This window comes from Pseudolabrys sp. (assembly GCF_050250095.1).
Taxonomy (GTDB): domain Bacteria; phylum Pseudomonadota; class Alphaproteobacteria; order Rhizobiales; family Xanthobacteraceae; genus Pseudolabrys.
In genome coordinates, this window is sequence record NZ_JBFWPH010000001.1 from 252,661 (window position 1) to 271,787 (window position 19,127).

The window sequence follows — 19,127 nt, forward strand, 5'->3', positions numbered from 1 at the left end:
CGCTTACCCGAGTGCTTTCGCGGCGGCGTCCGCCACGGCCTCGGGCGTTATTCCAAAGTGCTTATAAAGGTCTTTGTAAGGCGCGCTGGCGCCAAAGCCCGTCATGCCGACGAACAGGCCGTCGGAGCCGATGATGGCGTCCCAGCCCTGCCGCACGGCGGCCTCGACGCCGACATTGACGCGCGCATTGCCGCGGATGGCGCGGCGAACCTCGGCCGGCTGCTCGGCAAACAGTTCGAAGCTCGGCACCGAGACGACACGCGCCGCGATGCTGCGCTGCGCGAGAAGCTTGGCGGCCTCGACCGCGATTTCGACCTCGGAGCCGGTCGCGAAGATCGACACGTCCGACGCGCCGTCCGGCCCGGCGATCTCGTAAGCGCCGCGGGCGCAGATGTTCTCGGCGTCGACGCCGGTGCGCAGCTGCGGCAGGTTCTGCCGCGTCAGCGCCAGCACGCTCGGACGGTCTTTCGACTCGAGCGCCAACTGCCAGCACTCGAGCGTCTCGACCGCGTCGCAGGGGCGGAACACGAGAAGATTGGGAACGGCGCGCAGCGCGGCGAGATGTTCGACCGGCTGGTGGGTCGGTCCGTCTTCGCCGAGGCCGATCGAGTCATGCGTCATGACGTGGATGGCGCGTTCGCCCATCAGCGCGGCGAGGCGGATCGACGGCCGGCAGTAATCGGAGAACACGAGGAACGTGCCGGAATAGGGGATGATGCCGCCGTGCAGTACCATGCCGTTCATCGCGGCGGCCATGCCGTGCTCGCGGATGCCGTAATGGATGAAGCGGCCGGAGAAATCCGCCGCGCTCATCGCCTTCATCGATTTGGTGCGCGTGTTGTTGGAGCCGGTGAGGTCGGCGGAGCCGCCGATCATCTCCGGCACCGCCGGCACCAGCGTCTCCAGCGCGAATTCGGACGAAGAGCGGGTCGCGATGTTCTTCGGCGTCGCGGCGAGCGTTTCCTTGACGCTGCGCACCGCGTCGGCGAGCGCGGTTGTCGGCAGGTCGCCGCGCATGCGGCGCTCGAATTCGCTGCGCTCGCCGGCCGGCAGCGCGGCGAGGCGCTTCGTCCAGTCGGCATGCGCGGACTGACCGCGCGCGCCGGCGGCAAGCCAGGCGTCGCGGACGTCCTGCGGGATCTCGAACGGCGGCAGGTCCCAGCCGAGATTCTTGCGCGCGCCGGCGATCTCTTCGGCGCCGAGCGGCGAGCCGTGCGACGACGACTTGCCGGCCTTGGTCGGCGCGCCGAAGCCGATGGTCGTCTTGCAGGCGATCATGGTCGGCTTGTCGCTCGCCTGCGCCTTTTCCAGCGCGGCGGCGATGGCGGAGGGATCGTGGCCGTCGATGCGCATCGCGGACCAGCCGACGGCCTCGAAACGCTTCACCTGATCGACCGAGTCCGACAGCGAGATCGCGCCGTCGATCGAGATGCCGTTGTCGTCGAACAGCACGATCAGCTTGCTGAGCTTCAGATGGCCGGCGAGCGCGATGGCTTCCTGGCTGATGCCTTCCATCAGGTCGCCGTCGGAGCAGAGCACATAAGTCTTGTGGTCGACGACGTCGCCGAACACCGCGGCCATGTGCCGCTCGGCGATCGCCATGCCGACGGCATTGGCGATGCCCTGGCCGAGCGGGCCGGTGGTGGTCTCGACGCCCGGCGTCTCGAAATTCTCGGGGTGCCCCGGTGTGTTCGAGCCGAGCTTGCGGAAGTTTTTGAGCTGGTCGAGCGTCACGCCCTCGTAGCCGGTGAGGTGCAGCAGCGCGTAGATCAGCATCGAGCCGTGGCCGGCGGAGAGCACGAAGCGGTCGCGGTCCGCCCATTTCGGCGCGGCGGCGTCGAATTTCAAAAACTGCGTGAACAGCACGGTGGCGATGTCGGCGGCGCCCATCGGCAGGCCGGGATGGCCGGATTTGGCGGCTTCGACGGCATCCATCGCGAGGGCGCGGACGGCATTGGCCAGCCGCGCATGTGGGGAATTTGGGGCGACGGCGGGCGCATCCGCAGCGCGACGCTGCGAACTGGCGACAGCGGCGGACGGCGAGGCGTTTGAACTCATGAATAATAATGCCCGGTTGCGAGGGTCACTTAGCATGTGGTCCCCCGGAGTCAATGAAACGGGGCCGGCCGGCGGGGGCGATGCACAGGGGGAAAAAACACCGGGGCCAAAGCTGCGCCGGGCGTTGACGCCGCGGTCGCACGGAACGTAAGGTTCTGCCTGTAAGCACCTGCCAGCACATCATTTTTCGAGAGCGGAACAGGCGATGACGGAGCCAGGTCCAGTCGACGCCGCGGTCAAGCGGCTGGCGCTCGCGCTCGATGCGCTCGACGCGGCGGTCGAGCGCCGCCGCGAGGCCGATCGCGGCGCGAACGATCTCGCGAGCCAGGTGCATTCGCTCGGCTCCGATCGCTCCAAGCTTGCCGCCGCGCTCGACGGCGAGACGGCGCGGGTGCGCGCGCTGGAGCAGACCAACCGCGACATCGCGCAGCGCATCGACGCCGCGATCGGCTCGATCCGCGCCGTGATCGCGGCGAACGGGCAGACCTGACGATGGCGACCGTCGTCACCACGATCAACGGACGGCAGTTCCGCCTCGCCTGCGAGGACGGGCAGGAGGAGCATCTGCGCTCGCTCGCCGCCGGCATTGAGCAGCGCATCAACGAGTTGCGCGGCAAGTTCGGCGAGATCGGCGACACGCGGCTCACCGTGATGGCGGCGCTGATGGTGGCGGACGAGTTGTCCGAAGCGACGACGCGGGTGCGGCGGCTGGAGGAAGAGCTCACCGCCTTGCAGGATGCGCGCGTCGCCGCCGCCGACCGCGCCAAGGACGCTTCCGCCGCGGTGGTCAACGCCTTCAACTCGGCGGCCGAGCGCATCGAGGGCATCACCCGAAAGCTGAACCAGACGCTCGGCGAGGGCGGCGGCGTGGCGATCGGATAGGCCGTGAGCGTTGCCGACAAAACCGTTGCGCGGATCGAGGCGAGTTTCGCGCGCCAGCAGTTCATGGCGACGCTCGGCGCGAGGCTCGACGCGGTGCGCGACGGCGAAGTGGAGATCGTGCTGCCGTTCTCGGCGGCGCTGACGCAGCAGCACGGCTTCATTCATGCCGGCGCGGTGACGACCATCGTCGACACCGCCTGCGGCTTTGCCGCGCTGACCAAGATGCCGGACGATGCCGCGGTGCTGACCACCGAGTTCAAGGTCAACCTGATGTCGCCGGCCAAGGGCGAGCGGCTGCGCGCGAAGGGGCGCGTGGTGCGCGCCGGCAAGACGCTGATGGTCTGCCTCGGCGAAGTGTTCGCGGAAACGGGCGGCCAATCGAAGCAGGTCGCGCTGATGACCGCCACGATGATGGTGGTCAATACCGGGACGGGATTGAAGGATTAACCGCGCTCCGCCGGCCATTTTCGCTCCCCATGGCGCCGGGACGGGTTCGGCACTACATTGTCCGGGCGGGGCTGCGAGGCGCGTCAGGAGCAATATGCTCGGGGCCTTACGATCTCTACGGGAGCTGTCCCTGGCCGGGACCCTGGTTCCGGTCACATGGCGCCCACCTACTTATGTAGGTTCCCGGGATCGGTCTCCAACGGCCTATGCGGCTCCGCACTTCCTACTTTTTCTGTCATGGCCGGGCTTGTCCCGGCCATCCACGTCTAGCTTGTTAGCGAAGAAAGGACGTGGATGCCCGGCATAAAGCCGGGCATGACGGCGACGATGTCTAACGTTCCGTCCACTACCGGCCGCAGGCGCGGGCGAACGACGCCTTGCGGCGCGCCACCATCTCCCGGATGCTTTCGCCGTCGTTGATAATCTTCATGCGCGCGGCGAGGTCCGCAATCCGGTCGCCCGAGTTCTCAGCGGGCGTTTCGGCTGCCTGAGCCGGACAGTTCTCGGTTGCCGCCGCGAGCTTGTCGAGGATCGCCATGCCCTCGCGGCCGATCTCGCAACGCTCCTTGCGGTCGAGCGTGCCGATCGCTTTCACCACCGTGCGCTTGAACTCGGTCTCATAGCGCGTCTGCAACGCGGCGCAGGGAGCGGCGTCCTGCGTCTCGGCTTTCGCGTGGGCCGCGGCAATCGCGACGAAGACGCCTAACGCGGCGACAACGAACTGGCGTTTCATGGCGGTCTCCTCGCATGGCGGCGCTGGTGGGTTGGTCGCGGCGGATCGGCAAAAAGTTCAAGGCCGTCGTGCGCCGGCGGAGGTGGTCGCGTCGGAATTGGGGCGCTAAGGTGAGGGCCATGGACGCTCCCACCGTCGATCAGCAGAAAACGCAACTTCGCAACGAGGCGCTGGCGCGCCGCGACGCCATGCCGGCCGCGCAGCGGCAGGCCGGCGCGGACGCAGTCGCCGCGCGCGGGCTGCCGGTGGCGGTCGCCCCGGGCGCCATCGTCTCCGGCTTCATGCCGATGAAGACCGAGATCAATCCGCTGCCGCTGTTGCGCCAGCTCGCCGCGGCCGGAGCGCCGCTCGCGCTGCCGGCGATCGACAGGCGCGGCAAGCCGCTCATCATGCGGGCGTGGAAGGTGGGCGATCCGCTCGCCAGCGGACAGTGGGGCATCCGCGAACCGGTGCCGGAGGCGCCGCAGGTCGATCCCGACATTCTCATCGTGCCGCTCGCGGCTTTCGACCGGCGCGGCCACCGCATCGGCTACGGCGCGGGCTATTACGACATGACGATTGCGGGCCTGCGCGCGAAGAAGAACGTCATCGCGCTCGGCATCGCCTTCGCGGTGCAGGAAATTCCGCGCGTTCCCAACACCGAACGCGACCAGCAACTCGACTTCGTGCTCACCGAGCGCGAGGTCATCACGGTCGACAGGTCGTAAGCCGCATGCGTCTTCTTTTCATCGGCGACGTGGTCGGGCGCGCGGGGCGCGCCATCGTCAACGAACGGCTGCCGGGCCTGATCCGCGACTGGACGCTCGACCTCGTCGTCATCAACGGCGAGAACGCCGCCGGCGGCTTCGGCATCACCGAAGCGATCTACAACGAATTCATCGACGCCGGCGCGGACGCCGTCACGCTCGGCAATCATTCGTGGGACCAGCGCGAGGCGCTGGTGTTCATCGAGCGCGCGCCGCGTCTCGTGCGCCCGGCGAACTATCCCGCCGGCACGCCCGGCCGCGGCGCGGCGCTGGTCGACACCAGGACCGGCAAGCGCGCGCTCGTCATCAACATGATGGGCCGCATCTTCATGGACCCGCTCGACGATCCCTTCGCGGTCGCCGATCGCGAACTGAACGCCTGTCCGCTCGGCGAGGCCGCCGACCTCGTGATCCTCGACATGCATTGCGAGGCGACCAGCGAGAAGCAGGCGATGGGCCTGTTTTGCGACGGCCGCGCCTCGCTCGTCGTCGGCACGCATACTCATGTGCCGACCGCCGACCACCGCATCCTGCCGGCCGGCACCGCCTTCATCTCCGATGTCGGCATGACCGGCGCCTTCGACTCGATCATCGGCATGGCGAAGGAGGAGCCGTTGCAGCGGTTCCAGAGCAAGATCTCGCGCGCCCGTTTCGAGGCGGCGGACGGCACGGCGACGCTGTGCGGCATCGCCGTCGAGACCGACGACAAGACGGGGCTTGCCACCCGCATCGCGCCGGTGCGGCTCGGCGGCATTCTGGACGAGGCAAAGCCGGCGTTCTGGGGCCAGGCCGCCGTTTGAGTGTTGCCGATCGGACTCAGCCTGTTGCCTTTGGGACTCTTTTGCCGATTCCGCGACTGGCGTAGGGTCGAAGGGTTGAGTGATTCGCGGCCGGCTTGTGCAACGTCCGGCAACCAAATGCACAGCGGCGGGCGGCGATGGGCAAACCCAGATTCGCAATCGAGCAGGATTCCGACTCCGGCCGGAGTACGGACCTTGCTGCGCCGGGCGCGGACGACGCCGCGCTCGATATCACGCTCGGCATCGACCCCGCTTTCCTGATCGCCGACTTCGTGCCGGCCGGCGCGCGCGTGCTCGATCTCGGCGCGACGGTGCCGGAGCTGCACAGCCTGCTGCCGCATGGCTGCGCCTACATGGCCTGCGGCAAGTCCGCCTCGCGCGAGGGCGTGCTGCCCTGCGATCTCGAGGGCGGTGAATTTCCGGCCGACGCCGCGAGCGGCGCCGACATCGTGGTGCTGCACCAGATGATCGAGCGCGTCGCGGACGCCGACGCGCTCGCCGCGCATCTGCGCGCGGCCGGCTGCACGGTGATCCTGTCCTGCGCGCCGACCGACCTGACCGCCGATCTTGCGGGCGACGCCGCGCGCGGCGCCAATCATCGTTTCGGCTTCTACGAACTGACGCGGCTGTTCGACCGTCACGGCTTCCGTATCGAATGTTCGGCGCCGGCCGGCGAGGGACAGATGGTGATGCGGCTTGCGCCGGAGCGGAAGATCAAGCCGGTGATCGGCTGCCGCGTCGCGGTGCTGGCCGAGGGCGACGACTTCGGTGCGCGCGTGGGCCGCGAGCTGATCGCGTCCGTGCTGCCGGGCGAGGCGAGCATCGACTGGTTCGGCTTCGACCAGATGAAGACGGTGCAGCCGGGCTACGATCTCGTCGTGCTCGGCGCCGGCGGCGCGCTGCCGCCGTCCGTCATCAACGATGCGCTGCTCGGCTTTGCATCTTGCGGCCGCGCCGCGATCGGCATCTTCGGCACGCAATACCGCGAACTCATCCCGCGCGCGGGCATCGAGCGGCTGATCGACCGGCTCGATGTCTGGTACGCGCGCCACGAGGCCGACGCGATGATGTACGGCCGCGGCCGCGAGAATGTCACGCATCTCGGCGATTGGCTGATCGACCGTTTCCCGCTGGCACGCGGCACCATCAACGAGCCGCTGCTGATCGGCGCCAATGCCGGAGCGGACGCCGACCTCGCCGCCACCATCGCCTTCATCCAGCGCCACGCCGGCATCTTCACGACCCATCCGGCGGCGTTCCTGTGCGCGCTCACGGCGGCGGAAACGGCGGCCTGGTGCGAGACGCCGGACAGCCGGCTGCCGGGGCTGCCGTCCGGCGAATTCCGCAGCCTGCTGATCGACGTGTTCGGGCGGAGCTTCCCGGAGAAGGACTTCTTTCTGGTCGATCGCGATGCGGTGATGCGCTACAAGGCCCGCGTCCGCGCCAATGTCGTGGCGATGCGCGAGAAGATCGCGGCCCTGATCGAGGCGAAAGCCCGCGCAGCGGCCTAGAAACACTCCTTTGTCACCCGCGGGCTTGTCCCGCGGGTCCCGCTTAGGAAGGCATTGCGCTCCTAAGCGAGATGGCCGGAACAAGTCCGGCCATGACATCGAGAAGTGCAAGCTCTTCCCGTATTTATTTTCTGACAGCCCCGGATTATATAGCGACCCTCATCTTTCAGGGTCGATGAACACGGGCGCGGAGCGATGGCCGGACATTCGCAATTCAAGAACATCATGCACCGCAAGGGGAAGCAGGACAAAGTGCGGTCCAAGCTGTTCTCCAAGCTCGGCCGTGAAATCACGGTGGCGGCGAAGCTCGGCCTGCCGGACCCGGCGATGAACCCGCGGCTGCGCGCGGCGATCATCGAGGCGCGCGCCGAGAACATGCCGAAGGACAATATCGAGCGCGCCATCAAGAAGGCGTCGGGCGCCGACACCGAGAACTACGACGAGATCCGCTACGAGGGTTACGGCCCCGGCGGCGTCGCGGTGATCGTCGAGGCGCTGACCGACAACCGCAACCGCACCGCCGGCGACGTGCGCTCGGTGTTCACCAAGTCGGGCGGCAATCTCGCGGAGACCGGCGCGGTGTCCTTCATGTTCGACCGCGTCGGCATCGTCGAATTCGACGCCAAGGTCGCGAGCGCCGACGCGATGCTCGAAGCCGCGATCGAGGCCGGCGCCGACGACGTGACCTCGAGCGACGACGGCCATCAGATTTTCACCACGCAGGAGAGCCTGCGCGACGTGTCGAAGGCGCTGGAGGCGAAGTTCGGCGAGCCGAAGAAATCGGCGATGACGTGGAAGCCGCAGAACACCATCGCGGTCGACGACGAGGTGGGCGAGAAGCTGGTCAAGCTGATGGACGCGCTCGACGACCATGACGACGTGCAGAACGTCTATGCCAATTTCGAACTGTCGGACGCGCTCGTCGCCAAGATGAGCGCGTAAGCGTTTTACCCGAAGGCGAACAGCGCCAGCGCGCCGATCGCGACCACAAGCCCGATCTGCTTGCGGGCGTGGAGCCGCTCGCGGAACAGAACGACGCCGATCAGCGCGGTAAAGACAAAGCCCATCTGCGCGACCGGAACGAGCGTGCTCGCGGCTCCGATCGCGAGGCCGTGCATCATCAGCACGAAGCCGATGAGCAGCGCGAAGCCCGCCGACATCGCGGGGCGCCACGCGCCCGGCGTGAGGTCGAAGCGCAACCGCGGCAGGAACACGAGCAGCGTCGCGGTCGGGCAGAACGCCCAAGCCTGCATCGCCACCATCGTCTCCGGCAAGGCGCCGCCCTGCAGGCCGAGCTTGTAGAACAGATTGGCGAAGCCCATCGCGACGGTGGCGCCCAGCACGCGCGCGAGCGAGCCGGCGCTGCTGCGCGCGCGGGAAGCGCCGGGCTCGGCGAGCAGCAGCCATGTCGCGACGAGCGCCAGCGCCAGCGCCGCGCCTTTCGAAACGGTGAGCGTTTCGCCGAGCAGCAGGATCGCCAGCGCCGCAGTGAGCGTGAAGTTCAGCCGGAAGATCGGCGCGTTGGTGCTGACCGCGCCGTCGCGCAGGCTGGCGGCGAAATTGGTGAAACCGACCAGCGAGCAAAGCCCGGCGAGCGCGCCCCAGAGCGAGGCGAGGTTCGGCTCCAGCGTGCCGGTCAGCCACGCATAGATCGTGATCGCCGGGCAGAACAGCCAGGCCTGCAGCATCACGAACTGCATCGGCGCGATGCGCCGCGACGCGGCCTGCTTGTAGAGGAGGTCGCCCGCGCCGAAGCACAGCATGGCGCCGAGCGCGAAGCCTATTCCGGGAGTCATCGTGCTGCGGAGACTTTCAGGACGGCGGCGCGTCAGCCGCCATATTCGAGGATATACAGGCCGCCGTTGTAGTCGGTCGAATAGACCAGTCCAGCCTTGTCGACGAAAATATCCGCCGACTGGATGACGCGGGCGCGGTTCGGCCGGTGGTCGACGAGGCGCGCCGGCTGCGGCGGCACCCATGCGCCGGTCTCGATTGGTTTGTTTTCGTCGCGGATGTCGAACACCCGGACGCCGGCGTTCTGGAAGGTCGTGAAGATCAGCTCCGAGGACACGAAGGTGCCGGGGCGGTTTTCGTGCAGGTTGTGCGGGCCGAAGTGGCCGCCCTTGGCCTTGTAGTCGGCTTCCGCCGGCTGCGGAAAGGTCGAGACGATCTTCGGGTCGGAGGCGACGCGGTTGTCCATCACCCAGATATTCTTCACGCCGTCTTCCTGATGGTCGAGCACCGCCTCGTCGAGCACGACGAGCAGTTGCCGGTCGGGCAGCGGCAGGCAATTGTGGGTGCCGCCGCCGAACGGCGGGATGCCGTCGCGATGCACGATCATCTTTGGCTTCGCGCGATCCTTGACGTCGATCACCACCATGCCGGCGTCGCGCCATGCGGCGTAAGCGGTGTCGCCATTGATGATCGCATGATGCAGCCCGTAGCGCGCGGCCGGCGACCACGAGATTTGCTCGCCGGCAGCGGTGTTCATGCCGGGGATCCACCAGCGGCCGGCTTCCCGCGGCTGCGTCGGGTCGCTCATGTCGATGGTGATGAAGATGTAGTCGGTGAAGCCGTCGAGCAGCGCGGACGCATAGGCCCAGCGCCCGCCGGTGTACCAGATGCGGTGGATGCCGCCGCCCTCGACCGGCATGAAGCCGATCTGCTTCGGGCTTGCCGGGTTTGAAATGTCATAGACCGCCATGCCGGCGGTCCAGTTGCGCGGCGCTTCTGCTTTCTTCTGCGCGGTGCCGACCACCTGACCGAGCTGGCCCTTGTAGTAGGCCTTCTCGTCGGCGAATTCGGCGGCCGCGAACATGTCGCGGGCGTTGATGACCAGCAGCAGGTCGTCGTGGGTCTGGAGATGAATGTTCCAGGTGTTCGGCGAGGCGGGGAGATAGGCCGCCGGCTTCGGGTTCTTGGGGTCGCGCACGTCGATGACGCTGAAGCCCTTGGAGAACATGTGGCCGACATAGGCGAAGCCGCGATGCACCATCACCTGCACGCCGTCGGGCCGGCCGCCCTGATCGGAGTGGCCGAGGATGCGCATGTTGTGCGCGAAGTCGGGCTGCGGGAGGCCGATCATCGCTACACGCGGCCGGGAACGCGGCCCGGAATGTCGTAGGCGTCGAGGAAATTCGGCACGGCGATCCAGTCCATCATCGCCTCGTCGGTCTGCAACAGGTCGTGCATCCGCCGGTCTTCCTCGGTCCTGAGGTTGACGCCCATGTGGGTGCCGAGCTTGCGGCTGTGCTTGACGATGACGTTGCCGATCGGCTGCCGCTCGGCGTTGTAGGCTTTGAGGCCGGCGTCGATGTCGTCATGCGCGTCGAGGCAGCGCGCCAGCGCCTTGGCGTCGCCGCCGGCCTTGGCGACGCCGAAGCCCATGTGGGGACGCGCGTTGGCGGCGGCATCGCCGACCATCGCGACGCGGCCGAACACGATGCGGTCGGCGGTGAAGTCGTAGATCGGCGTGATGAAAGGTTGCTTCATCGTCATCACGCAGTCGAGCATCACCTCCGGCATGATGTCGCGCGCGTCGGAATACATCCCTTCGATCAGGTCGGGCCGGATCAGCGGCGGCGGCACCGAATGTTCGTGCTGCACGCCGCGGCTGTCCACATTCATCTCGCGCAACTGGTTCTCGTCGGCGACGCGGTACCAGATGAAATTGTAGCGGCGGTGGCCGGGGCGCAGGTCGTTGTTGAAGCCGGCGATCGGGTAGGTGATGATTTCCTGCCGCGGCGGCAGATAGAACACGAAATAGGGGAAGATTTCCTTCAACGTCTTCGGCGCGAGGTCGGCTTCCTCCGGCGCGCCGCGCCAGATGTAATAGCCGGCATAGTGCGGCTGGATCTGCGGCGCGACGTCGCCGCGCACGCTGGAGCGGATGCCGTCGCCGCCGATCAGCAGGTCGGCGTCCTCGACGCGGCCCTTGTTGAAATGCACGCGCACGCCGCTGCCGTTCTGCTCGACGCGCTCGAACGCCCAGCCGAGATGATAATGCGCCTCGTCGATCGTCTCGCGCAGCAGGCGCTGCAGGCGATCCCATGACGTGAGGATCTGCCGCAGCGGCTTCTCGCCGGTGACCCTGCCGTCGCGGTCGATGGCGAAACGCTTGGGCACTTCGATGCCGAGATCGGCGGTGCCGGCCCCGCAGGACTCCAGCGCGTCGAGCAATTCGGGATGCGTGGTGATGCCGGCGCCGCGGCCGACCAGCTCGACGCCGGAGCGTTCATAGACATCGACGTCCCAGCCGATCTGGCGCAGGAACGCGGCGCTGAACAGGCCCGACATCGAACCGCCGATGATGATGGCGCGGCGCTTGCGGCGTGAACTCATGACGTTGATTCCGGCATTGCAAGGTATGGTCGTCGCGAGCCGTCATGATGACGAAATTGCCCGACGCCGCAACTAGCCAAAATGCATCAATGCAATAACCGGTCGAGCAGCGGCATGCTCATGATCGCCGAGGTGATGGCGACGAGATAGCCGACCAGGCGATAGGTCCGTTCTTTCGCGAACTGAAAAAGCCATGTGCCGATCGCCATGCCGCCGATCGTCATCGGCGCGACGAAGGTTGCGATGGCGATGACTTTCGCCGTCAGCAGGCCGTGCAGCGCGTAGGTGAAGGCCGAGGCGAACGAGAACGCGGAAAAATAGCCAAAGAAATTGGCGCGCAGGATTTCCGCCGGGTGTCCGCTGGAGAACCAGTAGACGATGATCGGCGGGCCGGAGATCTGCACGGCGCCGCCAAGCGTGCCGGCCAAGAGGCCGACCGCGATGGAGACGATCAGCTTGGGGCGGCCGTGATAGCGCCAGCCGCTCGCCATCAGCGCGACGGCGGCGAGCACCAGCGCCGACATGCACCAGCGCAGGATGTTCGGGTCGGCATATTGCAGGATCAGCGCGCCGAACTGGGCGGCGCAGATCGCCGCGGCGACCATCGGCAGCACCTCGCGCCATAGCGTGAGCCGCCAGGTGCGGGCGAGGAACACCGAGCCGGTGACGAGATCGGCGAGCACGAAGGTCGGCGCCGCGACCACCGGGCCGTAGACCGCGCTCATCAGCGGGATATAGGTCAGCGCCGAGCCGAAGCCGGAAAAGCCGCGGACCACGCCGGACAGCAGCGCGATACCGACGATGGCCGGAAAACGCCGGTCGGCGACGATCTCGGAATAGGTCGCGAGGGTGGGGAGGTCCATTCGGGCGTCGACCGGCAGGAAACGGCACGAAGTGAGCCTGCATAGCAGTCCCGGCCGGTCGCGGCGATCCACCGGAGCGCATGGGCTGCCTGCGTCCGGCATGGCCGTTCTGGCCGGAACGTGGCGGCGGGGTTATCAACGAAGTCTGATGGCACGCCCGATTCGCATCCTCGGCATCGACCCGGGGCTCCGCCGCACCGGTTGGGGCGTCGTCGACATTGAGGGCAACACTTTGCGCCATGTCGCCTGCGGCTCGCACGTCGTGAGCGACCGGCTTTCGCTCGGCGAAAGACTGGTCGCGATCCACGACGCGCTGGTCGCGACCGTCGCGGAGTTCCGGCCCGACGAGGCGGCGGTGGAAGCCACCTTCGTCAACGTCAACGGCGCGGCGACCCTGAAACTCGGGCAGGCGCGCGGCATCGCGATGCTGGTGCCCGCCAAGGCCGGATTGAGCGTCGCGGAATACGCGCCCAATCTCGTCAAGAAAACCATCGTCGGCGCGGGGCACGCCGACAAGACGCAGATCCGCGTGATGATCGGCGTGCTGCTGCCGAAGGCGGAGCCGCAATCCGACGACGCCGCCGACGCGCTCGCCATTGCCATTTGTCACGCGCATCACCGCAAGAGCGGGATGTTGAAAGTGGTGGCGTCATGATCGGCAAGCTGAAAGGCGTGATCGACAGCTACGGCGAGGACTATGTGATCCTCGACGTGCACGGCGTCGGCTATCAGGTGCACTGCGCCGCGCGCACCATGCAGTCGCTGCCGCAGCCGGGGGAAGCCGCGACGCTCTCCATTGAAACCTATGTGCGCGAGGACGCCATCAAACTGTTCGGCTTCGCGAGCGACGTCGAGCGCGAGTGGTTCCGCCTGCTGCAGACCGTGCAGGGCGTCGGCGCCAAGGTCGCGCTGGCGGTGCTCGGCACGCTGAGGCCTTCGGAGCTTGCGACCGCCATCGCGACGCGCGACAAGGCGGCGGTGGCGCGCTCGCCCGGCGTCGGCAACAAGGTGGCCGAGCGTATCGTGTCGGAACTCAAGGACAAGGCGCCGGCAATCGCCAATATCGACCCGGCGGTGGTGCATCTCGCCGGCGCGCTCGAGGACAAGACCGCGCCGCGGCCGGTGGCGGATGCGGTGTCCGCGCTGGTCAATCTCGGCTACGGTCAGCCGCAGGCGGCGGCGGCCATCGCGGCGGCCGCGCGCAACGCCGGTGACGACGCCGACACCGCGACGCTGATCCGCCACGGCCTGAAGGAGCTCGCGAAGTGAACACGCGCCGCCTGGTGGCCGCCGAGGAGCGGAACGAAGACGCCGACGCCTCGTTGCGTCCGCAGCGGCTCGCCGACTTCATCGGCCAGGAAAAAGCGCGCGCCAATCTCACGGTGTTCATCGAGGCGGCGAAGAAGCGCAAGGATGCGCTCGACCATGTGCTGTTCGTCGGCCCGCCCGGCCTCGGCAAGACCACGCTGGCGCAGATCGTCTCGCGCGAGCTGGGCGTCGGCTTCCGCGCCACGTCCGGCCCGGTGATCGCCAAGGCCGGCGACCTCGCAGCGCTCTTGACCAATCTTGAGCCGCGCGACGTGCTGTTCATCGACGAGATTCATCGCCTCACGCCGGCGGTCGAGGAAATTCTCTATCCCGCGATGGAGGATTTCCAGCTCGACCTCATCATCGGCGAGGGACCGGCGGCGCGCTCGGTGAAGATCGAGCTGGCGCCGTTCACGCTGGTCGGCGCGACGACGCGCGCGGGACTGATCACCAATCCGCTGCGCGACCGTTTCGGCATTCCGGTGCGGCTGAACTTCTACACCGAGAAGGAACTGGAGCAGATCGTCAATCGCGGCGCGCGGGTGCTCGGGCTGTCGATGGCGGCCGACGGCGCCAACGAAGTGGCGCGCCGCGCACGCGGCACGCCGCGCATTGCCGGGCGGCTCTTACGCCGCGTGCGCGACTTCGCGCTGGTCGGCGGCGCAACCTCGGTCGACCGCAAGCTCGCCGACCGCGCGCTGTCGGAACTCGAAGTCGACGCCGCCGGCCTCGACGCGATGGACCGGCGCTATCTGTCGACCATTGCCTTGAGCTACGGCGGCGGTCCGGTCGGGGTCGAGACGATGGCCGCCGCGCTGTCGGAGCCGCGCGACGCTATCGAGGACATCATCGAGCCGTTCCTGATCCAGCAGGGCTTCATCCAGCGCACGCCGCGCGGGCGATTGCTCACCGCCGCGGCGTTCAAGCATCTGGGCCTGGCCGAGCCGAAACGCGATCCCGGTCAGTTCGGGCTGTTCAACGGTGACGGCGATGACTGACAGGGTGATCAGCGTTGTTGCCGCTCTCATCAAGGACGATGCCGGCCGGGTCTTGCTGGTGCGCAAGCGCGGCACCTCGGCGTTCATGCAACCGGGCGGCAAACGCGACAATGGCGAGACCGACCTTGCGGCGTTGTCGCGGGAGATCGTCGAGGAGCTTGGTTGCTGCGTCGATCAGAGCAGGGCGCGGGCTCTTGGCACCTTTGAATGCGCTGCGGCGAACGAGCCGGGTTTCCGGCTGCGCGCGTCGGTCTATGCCGTCGACGTCGAAGGTGACATCCGGCCGCAGGCGGAAATAGAACAGGCGGTCTGGGTCGATCCGCGGGCGCTTCCCGACCTTCCGCTCGCGCCGCTGACGCGCGATTACGTGCTGCCGCTGGCCGGATAACGGAACGGCCATGTCCAGTCTCGACGGCGATATCCGCGACGGCCGGCACACGCAGCCGGTGCGGGTCTATTACGAGGACACGGATTTTTCCGGCGTCGTCTACCACGCGAGCTATCTGCGCTTCATGGAGCGCGGGCGCACCAACTATCTGCGGCTCTTGGGCGCCGGGCATCGCGAACTGTTCGAGCAGACCGAGAAGGAAGCGCCCGGCTTTGCCTTCGTGGTGCGGTCGATGACCATCGATTTCCTCAAGCCCGCGCGGATGGACGACGTGCTCGCCGTCGTCACCACGCCGGAGGAGGTCAAGGGCGCCTCGATCACGCTGCATCAGAACGTGATGCGCGGCGAGGAGCTTCTGGTCGAGGCGCATGTGCGGGTCGCCTTCGTGTCGGCCGGCCGGGCGAAGCCTATCCCGAAGCCGCTGCGCGAGGCGATGAAGGCGGATCAGGACAGCGCCCGCTGAAATCGGGTGGCGCTCCGCGGCAAAGCGCATAGATTTGGATTCATGAGCCAGCGCCATTTCACCGTGTTCGAGACGCCCATCGGCCCGTGCGGCATCGCCTGGAGCGAGGCCGGCCTCGTCGCCGTGCAGTTGCCGGAGGGCGATGCGGACGGAACGCGTGCGCGGCTGATGAAGCGCGTGCCGGATGCGGCCGAAGCCGTGCCGCCGCCGGTCATCGCGCAAGCCATCGCGGCGATCCTTGCGCTGCTCGCCGGTGAGCGCCGCGACCTGCGCGACATCGCCATCGACGACAGCGCGATTCCCGCTTTCAACCGCCGCGTCTATGCCATTGCCCGCGCGATCCCGCCGGGCGAGACCATGACCTATGGCGCGATCGCCGAACGGCTCGGCGACAAGCTCTTGGCGCGCGCGGTCGGGCAGGCGATGGGTGAGAATCCGACGCCGATCGTGATGCCGTGCCATCGCGTGCTGGCGGCGAGCGGCAAAACCGGCGGCTTTTCCGCGCCCGGCGGCGTCGACACCAAACTGAAACTGCTCACCATCGAAGGCGCGCAGCCCGGCGGGCCGACGCTGTTCGACGATCTGCCTTTGGCCGCGCGCGGGCGGCGCTGACCGCACTGGTTTAGTGCAGCGCGCCGCTCATGTGGCGGAGCTTGTCCGGATTGCGCGTGATGTAGACCGCGGCGACGCCGTTAGGCCCGATCTCCAGCGCGGTGGTTTGCAGGATGCCGCCATGCTCGACGGTGACGAAGCCGGGGAGGCCGTTGATCAGACCGTAACGCACCAGGCGCGATGGATTGGCGGCGAGCGCCGTCGCCAGCCGCGTGAACAGCCGCATCACGTCGTCGCGGCCGCCGACCGGCCTCTTGGCCGCGGATGCCTTGCCGCCGCCGTCGGCATAGACGGTGACGTCCGCCGCGAGCAGTCCACGCAGCCGCTCCATGTCGCCGTTGCGCGAGGCGGCAAAGAAGGCTTCCGCGATTTCGAGGCCATGTTCGCGCGCGACCGGATAACGCGGCCGGTCAGCGCGCACATGATCGCGGGCGCGGCTGGCAAGCTGGCGGCAGGCGGCCGGGTCGCGCCCGATGGTCGTCGCGACCTCCTCGAAGTCGAGGCCGAATACGTCGTGCAGCAGGAACGCGGCGCGTTCGAGCGGCGACAATCGCTCCAGCGCCATCATCAGCGGCAGCGTCACGTCGTCGTCGAGATCGTTCTCGGCCGGCTCCACCACCGGCTCCGGCAGCCACGGGCCGATGTAAGTCTCGCGCCGGTGCTGCGCCGACTTCAGCCGGTCGAGACACAGCCGCGTGACGACCCGGCGCAGAAAGGCGCCGGGTTCGCGCACGGTGGTGCGATCCGCATCGAGCCATCGCAGGAAGGCGTCCTGCACCGCGTCCTCCGCGTCGGCGACCGAGCCGAGCATGCGATAGGCGACGCGGGTCAGCATCGGCCGCAGCGGATCGAACACCGCTGCGGCCTCGTCGTTCGTTGTGTCGTCGCGCGATGCCATCAGGCGGCTTTCTTCTGCGCCTCGGCCGGGTGAGCCGACCGGAAGCCGATGTTGAACCGGTTCCAGGCGTTGGTCTGCGCGACGATCGAGGTGAGCTTTACCTGCTCCTCGTCGCTGAAGTGGCGGCGCAGATCCTCGTAAGCCTCGTCCGGCGCATGGGTCTGCGCGATCAGCGTCAGCGCCTCGGTCCAGCCGAGCGCGGCGCGCTCGCGGTCGGAGTAGAGCGCGGACTCGCGCCACGCGCTGAGCAAATGCAGCCGGTCCTCGCTCTCGCCGGCCTTGCGGGCGTCGGCGAGATGGAAGTGCAGGCAGAACGCGCAGCCGTTGATCTGCGAGATCCGCATGGCCACGAGTTCCTTCAGCTTCGGCTCGAGGCCGTCATTGGCGGATGTTTTTGCCAGCTCGACCCACGCCTGCATGGTGGCGCCGCCGGTGGCGAAGAGGTTCAGTCTCGGTGTCATCATGATCTCCTTTGGTGGCCTTCTGGAGACATGACGAGACGGGCCGGCCCGGTGTGACATGGAGCGCGGAATTTTTTCACCGTTTACCGCGCAGAGCGACGCCACTCGACGCCATCGGGCGGCTCATGTAAACACCCTTCACATGCGATGGACCCGACACGGCGGCGAACGCGGCTACCATCACGGCAATCTGAAAGAGGCGCTGACCCGCGCGGCGCTCGAACTGATCGCCGAGAAGGGGCCGGCGGGCTTCACCTTCGCGGAGGCTGCGCGCTGGGCCGGCGTCAGTCCGGCGGCGCCGTACCGGCATTTCCGCGACCGCGACGAGTTGCTCGCCAATGTCGCGCTGCAGGGCTTCGAGCGTTTCGCCGCGATGCTGACGACGGCGTGGAACGACGGGCGGCCCGATCCCTCGACCGCGTTCGATCATCTCGGCAAGGCGTATCTCACTTTCGCGCGCACCGAGCCGGCTTATTACTCCGCGATGTTCGAGGCGGGCGTGCCGATCGCCAACAATGCCGAGCTTCTGGCGGCGAGCGAGCGCGCCTTCGGCGTGCTGCGCGCGGCGACCGAGACGTTGATCGCGCGGCTGCCGGCGGGCCAGCGGCCGCCGTCGCTGATGATGGCACTGCACATCTGGGCGATGTCGCACGGCATCGCCTCGCTGTTCGGCCGCGGCGATGCGGCGCGCCGCGCGCTGCCGATGTCGCCGGAGGAACTGCTGGAAGCGGGGACGCTGGTTTATCTCAAGGGTCTCGGGCTGCCGCAGTCCTAGAGCCTTCCGGCGAAGGCCAGTACCCACATCGCGCGAAACCGCTCCTGCGGCGAAAAAGTCTCGCCCGGCCTCTAACGCAGCGGCCCGGCCGCACCCATGTTTTTCTGGCTCCTTTGAACCGCGGTGGCCCACAGAGCGCCTTGACAGTCCGAGGGACCGGCTCTATGTAAATGTTATTAACATTCACACAGCCACCCACCAGCGAGGTTTGCGATGACGCTGACTGCCAAAATGGACGAACTGGGAAAACCGGCCTGGATCGCGGCAACGGTCCTCGGCTTCGTGATCTGGTGGCCGGTCGGTCTCGCCACCCTCGCTTTCGTTATCTGGAGCGGACGCATGGGATGCGGGCATCACGGTCACTGGAACAACAAGATGGAGCGCATGCAGGCCAAAATGGACCGGCTGCGCGAGCGCATGGGCCAAGGCGGAGGTTTTGGCGGAGGTTTTGGCGGCGGCTGGGGCGGTCCCTCCAGCGGCAACCGGGCCTTTGACGAATACCGCAGCGAGACCCTGCGCCGGCTCGAAGAGGAACAGAGCGAATTCCGCGACTTCCTCGGCCGCCTGCGCATGGCCAAGGACAAGGCCGAGTTCGATCAGTTCATGGCCGAACGCCGCAACCGGCCGGCCGACAACGGCCCCCAGCCTCAGGCGCAGTAAAGTCCCCCAAGCGCGCCTGACGCATGAAGCCGCCCGAAAGGGCGGCTTCTCTTTTTTGGAAGGCGGCCTGCGCGCCGCCGGTGCCGCCCCGCAAAAGCCGGGCGGCTTCTGCTTTTTGGCTGGCGCGGAAGGGACTTGCGGGAGCCGCCGCTAACGTGTCCTTAACCATATTCGGCGCTGTTT

The 19,127-nt window shown here is 67.6% G+C and carries 23 protein-coding genes and 1 other RNA gene; 16 read left to right on the forward strand and 8 right to left on the reverse strand.

Going from position 1 to position 19,127, the window contains the following annotated elements:
- Positions 1 to 3: 3 nt before the first annotated feature.
- The gene (tkt, locus tag AB7F10_RS01235) at positions 4 to 2,058 is read right to left on the reverse strand and encodes a transketolase (RefSeq protein ID WP_428558125.1); all 2,055 of its coding nucleotides are present in this window, start codon (positions 2,056 to 2,058) and stop codon (positions 4 to 6) included.
- A 205-nt stretch (positions 2,059 to 2,263) separates the two neighbouring features.
- On the opposite strand from tkt, the gene AB7F10_RS01240 reads away from it, so the two are divergent.
- The 4 genes from AB7F10_RS01240 to ssrS all read left to right on the forward strand — a co-directional run bounded on the left by AB7F10_RS01240 (position 2,264) and on the right by ssrS (position 3,606).
- A complete protein-coding gene (locus tag AB7F10_RS01240; protein ID WP_428558123.1) occupies positions 2,264 to 2,548 on the forward strand; it encodes a DUF4164 domain-containing protein in 285 nt (94 codons plus the stop codon).
- 2 nt (positions 2,549 to 2,550) lie between these two features.
- Positions 2,551 to 2,940, forward strand: a complete 390-nt coding sequence (locus AB7F10_RS01245; RefSeq protein ID WP_428558122.1) for a cell division protein ZapA — start codon at positions 2,551 to 2,553, stop codon at positions 2,938 to 2,940.
- A gap of 63 nt (positions 2,941 to 3,003) precedes the next feature.
- A complete protein-coding gene (locus AB7F10_RS01250) occupies positions 3,004 to 3,387 on the forward strand; it encodes a PaaI family thioesterase (RefSeq protein ID WP_428558407.1) in 384 nt (127 codons plus the stop codon).
- A gap of 65 nt (positions 3,388 to 3,452) precedes the next feature.
- A non-coding RNA gene (ssrS, locus tag AB7F10_RS01255) (6S RNA) lies at positions 3,453 to 3,606 on the forward strand.
- A gap of 127 nt (positions 3,607 to 3,733) precedes the next feature.
- Here the strand turns inward: ssrS and AB7F10_RS01260 are convergent.
- On the reverse strand, positions 3,734 to 4,120 hold the full coding sequence (locus tag AB7F10_RS01260; protein WP_428558121.1) for a hypothetical protein: 387 nt from the start codon (positions 4,118 to 4,120) through the stop codon (positions 3,734 to 3,736).
- A 119-nt stretch (positions 4,121 to 4,239) separates the two neighbouring features.
- Here AB7F10_RS01260 and AB7F10_RS01265 point away from each other — a divergent pair, with 119 nt between their 5' ends.
- The 4 genes from AB7F10_RS01265 (at position 4,240) to AB7F10_RS01280 (ending at position 8,119) form a co-directional block, all read left to right on the forward strand.
- Positions 4,240 to 4,827 (forward strand): 5-formyltetrahydrofolate cyclo-ligase, encoded by a 588-nt coding sequence (locus AB7F10_RS01265; protein WP_428558120.1) that lies wholly within the window; start codon positions 4,240 to 4,242, stop codon positions 4,825 to 4,827.
- 5 nt (positions 4,828 to 4,832) lie between these two features.
- Entirely contained in the window at positions 4,833 to 5,666 is an 834-nt protein-coding gene (locus AB7F10_RS01270) for a TIGR00282 family metallophosphoesterase (protein WP_428558119.1), read from the forward strand.
- Positions 5,667 to 5,803: 137 nt separating this feature from the next.
- On the forward strand, positions 5,804 to 7,177 hold the full coding sequence (locus AB7F10_RS01275; RefSeq protein ID WP_428558118.1) for a hypothetical protein: 1,374 nt from the start codon (positions 5,804 to 5,806) through the stop codon (positions 7,175 to 7,177).
- 195 nt (positions 7,178 to 7,372) lie between these two features.
- Complete coding sequence (locus AB7F10_RS01280; protein WP_428558116.1) at positions 7,373 to 8,119, forward strand: YebC/PmpR family DNA-binding transcriptional regulator; 747 nt, start codon at positions 7,373 to 7,375, stop codon at positions 8,117 to 8,119.
- Between the two features lie 5 nt (positions 8,120 to 8,124).
- On the opposite strand, the gene AB7F10_RS01285 is transcribed toward AB7F10_RS01280, so the two are convergent.
- From AB7F10_RS01285 to AB7F10_RS01300, 4 genes are all read right to left on the reverse strand, one after another.
- Complete coding sequence (locus AB7F10_RS01285; protein ID WP_428558114.1) at positions 8,125 to 8,973, reverse strand: EamA family transporter; 849 nt, start codon at positions 8,971 to 8,973, stop codon at positions 8,125 to 8,127.
- Between the two features lie 32 nt (positions 8,974 to 9,005).
- Complete coding sequence (locus AB7F10_RS01290; RefSeq protein WP_428558112.1) at positions 9,006 to 10,262, reverse strand: LVIVD repeat-containing protein; 1,257 nt, start codon at positions 10,260 to 10,262, stop codon at positions 9,006 to 9,008.
- A 2-nt stretch (positions 10,263 to 10,264) separates the two neighbouring features.
- Positions 10,265 to 11,518, reverse strand: coding sequence for an FAD-dependent monooxygenase (locus tag AB7F10_RS01295; RefSeq protein ID WP_428558110.1), 1,254 nt, complete (start codon positions 11,516 to 11,518; stop codon positions 10,265 to 10,267).
- An 86-nt stretch (positions 11,519 to 11,604) separates the two neighbouring features.
- Positions 11,605 to 12,381 (reverse strand): sulfite exporter TauE/SafE family protein, encoded by a 777-nt coding sequence (locus tag AB7F10_RS01300; RefSeq protein WP_428558109.1) that lies wholly within the window; start codon positions 12,379 to 12,381, stop codon positions 11,605 to 11,607.
- A gap of 145 nt (positions 12,382 to 12,526) precedes the next feature.
- On the opposite strand from AB7F10_RS01300, the gene ruvC reads away from it, so the two are divergent.
- Genes ruvC through AB7F10_RS01330 form a run of 6 tightly spaced genes read left to right on the forward strand, consistent with a single transcriptional unit; the run spans position 12,527 to position 16,150 of the window.
- Positions 12,527 to 13,036 (forward strand): crossover junction endodeoxyribonuclease RuvC, encoded by a 510-nt coding sequence (gene ruvC, locus AB7F10_RS01305; RefSeq protein ID WP_428558406.1) that lies wholly within the window; start codon positions 12,527 to 12,529, stop codon positions 13,034 to 13,036.
- Positions 13,033 to 13,650: a Holliday junction branch migration protein RuvA gene (ruvA, locus tag AB7F10_RS01310; RefSeq protein WP_428558107.1), complete on the forward strand. Its 618-nt coding sequence runs from the start codon at positions 13,033 to 13,035 to the stop codon at positions 13,648 to 13,650. Before ruvC ends, ruvA begins: the two co-directional genes overlap by 4 nt.
- Positions 13,647 to 14,687: a Holliday junction branch migration DNA helicase RuvB gene (gene ruvB, locus AB7F10_RS01315; protein ID WP_428558106.1), complete on the forward strand. Its 1,041-nt coding sequence runs from the start codon at positions 13,647 to 13,649 to the stop codon at positions 14,685 to 14,687. The genes ruvA and ruvB overlap by 4 nt, the downstream gene beginning before the upstream one ends.
- The gene (locus tag AB7F10_RS01320) at positions 14,680 to 15,075 is read left to right on the forward strand and encodes an NUDIX hydrolase (protein ID WP_428558105.1); all 396 of its coding nucleotides are present in this window, start codon (positions 14,680 to 14,682) and stop codon (positions 15,073 to 15,075) included. Before ruvB ends, AB7F10_RS01320 begins: the two co-directional genes overlap by 8 nt.
- A 10-nt stretch (positions 15,076 to 15,085) precedes the next feature.
- Positions 15,086 to 15,538, forward strand: coding sequence for a tol-pal system-associated acyl-CoA thioesterase (gene ybgC, locus AB7F10_RS01325; RefSeq protein WP_428558104.1), 453 nt, complete (start codon positions 15,086 to 15,088; stop codon positions 15,536 to 15,538).
- Positions 15,539 to 15,580: 42 nt separating this feature from the next.
- Entirely contained in the window at positions 15,581 to 16,150 is a 570-nt protein-coding gene (locus tag AB7F10_RS01330) for a methylated-DNA--[protein]-cysteine S-methyltransferase (RefSeq protein ID WP_428558103.1), read from the forward strand.
- Positions 16,151 to 16,160: 10 nt separating this feature from the next.
- Here AB7F10_RS01330 and AB7F10_RS01335 read toward each other — a convergent pair whose 3' ends face one another.
- Together AB7F10_RS01335 and AB7F10_RS01340 are read right to left on the reverse strand one after the other, a co-directional pair.
- Positions 16,161 to 17,048 carry a sigma-70 family RNA polymerase sigma factor gene (locus AB7F10_RS01335; protein WP_428558101.1) on the reverse strand — a complete coding sequence of 296 codons (888 nt, stop codon included), beginning with the start codon at positions 17,046 to 17,048 and terminating at the stop codon, positions 16,161 to 16,163.
- Entirely contained in the window at positions 17,048 to 17,509 is a 462-nt protein-coding gene (locus AB7F10_RS01340; protein WP_428558100.1) for a carboxymuconolactone decarboxylase family protein, read from the reverse strand. Before AB7F10_RS01340 ends, AB7F10_RS01335 begins: the two co-directional genes overlap by 1 nt.
- Before the next feature lie 142 nt (positions 17,510 to 17,651).
- Here AB7F10_RS01340 and AB7F10_RS01345 point away from each other — a divergent pair, with 142 nt between their 5' ends.
- Both AB7F10_RS01345 and AB7F10_RS01350 read left to right on the forward strand, forming a co-directional pair.
- Positions 17,652 to 18,284 carry a TetR/AcrR family transcriptional regulator gene (locus AB7F10_RS01345; RefSeq protein WP_428558099.1) on the forward strand — a complete coding sequence of 211 codons (633 nt, stop codon included), beginning with the start codon at positions 17,652 to 17,654 and terminating at the stop codon, positions 18,282 to 18,284.
- A 213-nt stretch (positions 18,285 to 18,497) separates the two neighbouring features.
- On the forward strand, positions 18,498 to 18,944 hold the full coding sequence (locus tag AB7F10_RS01350; protein WP_428558098.1) for a DUF2852 domain-containing protein: 447 nt from the start codon (positions 18,498 to 18,500) through the stop codon (positions 18,942 to 18,944).
- The last annotated feature ends 183 nt before the right edge of the window (positions 18,945 to 19,127 follow it).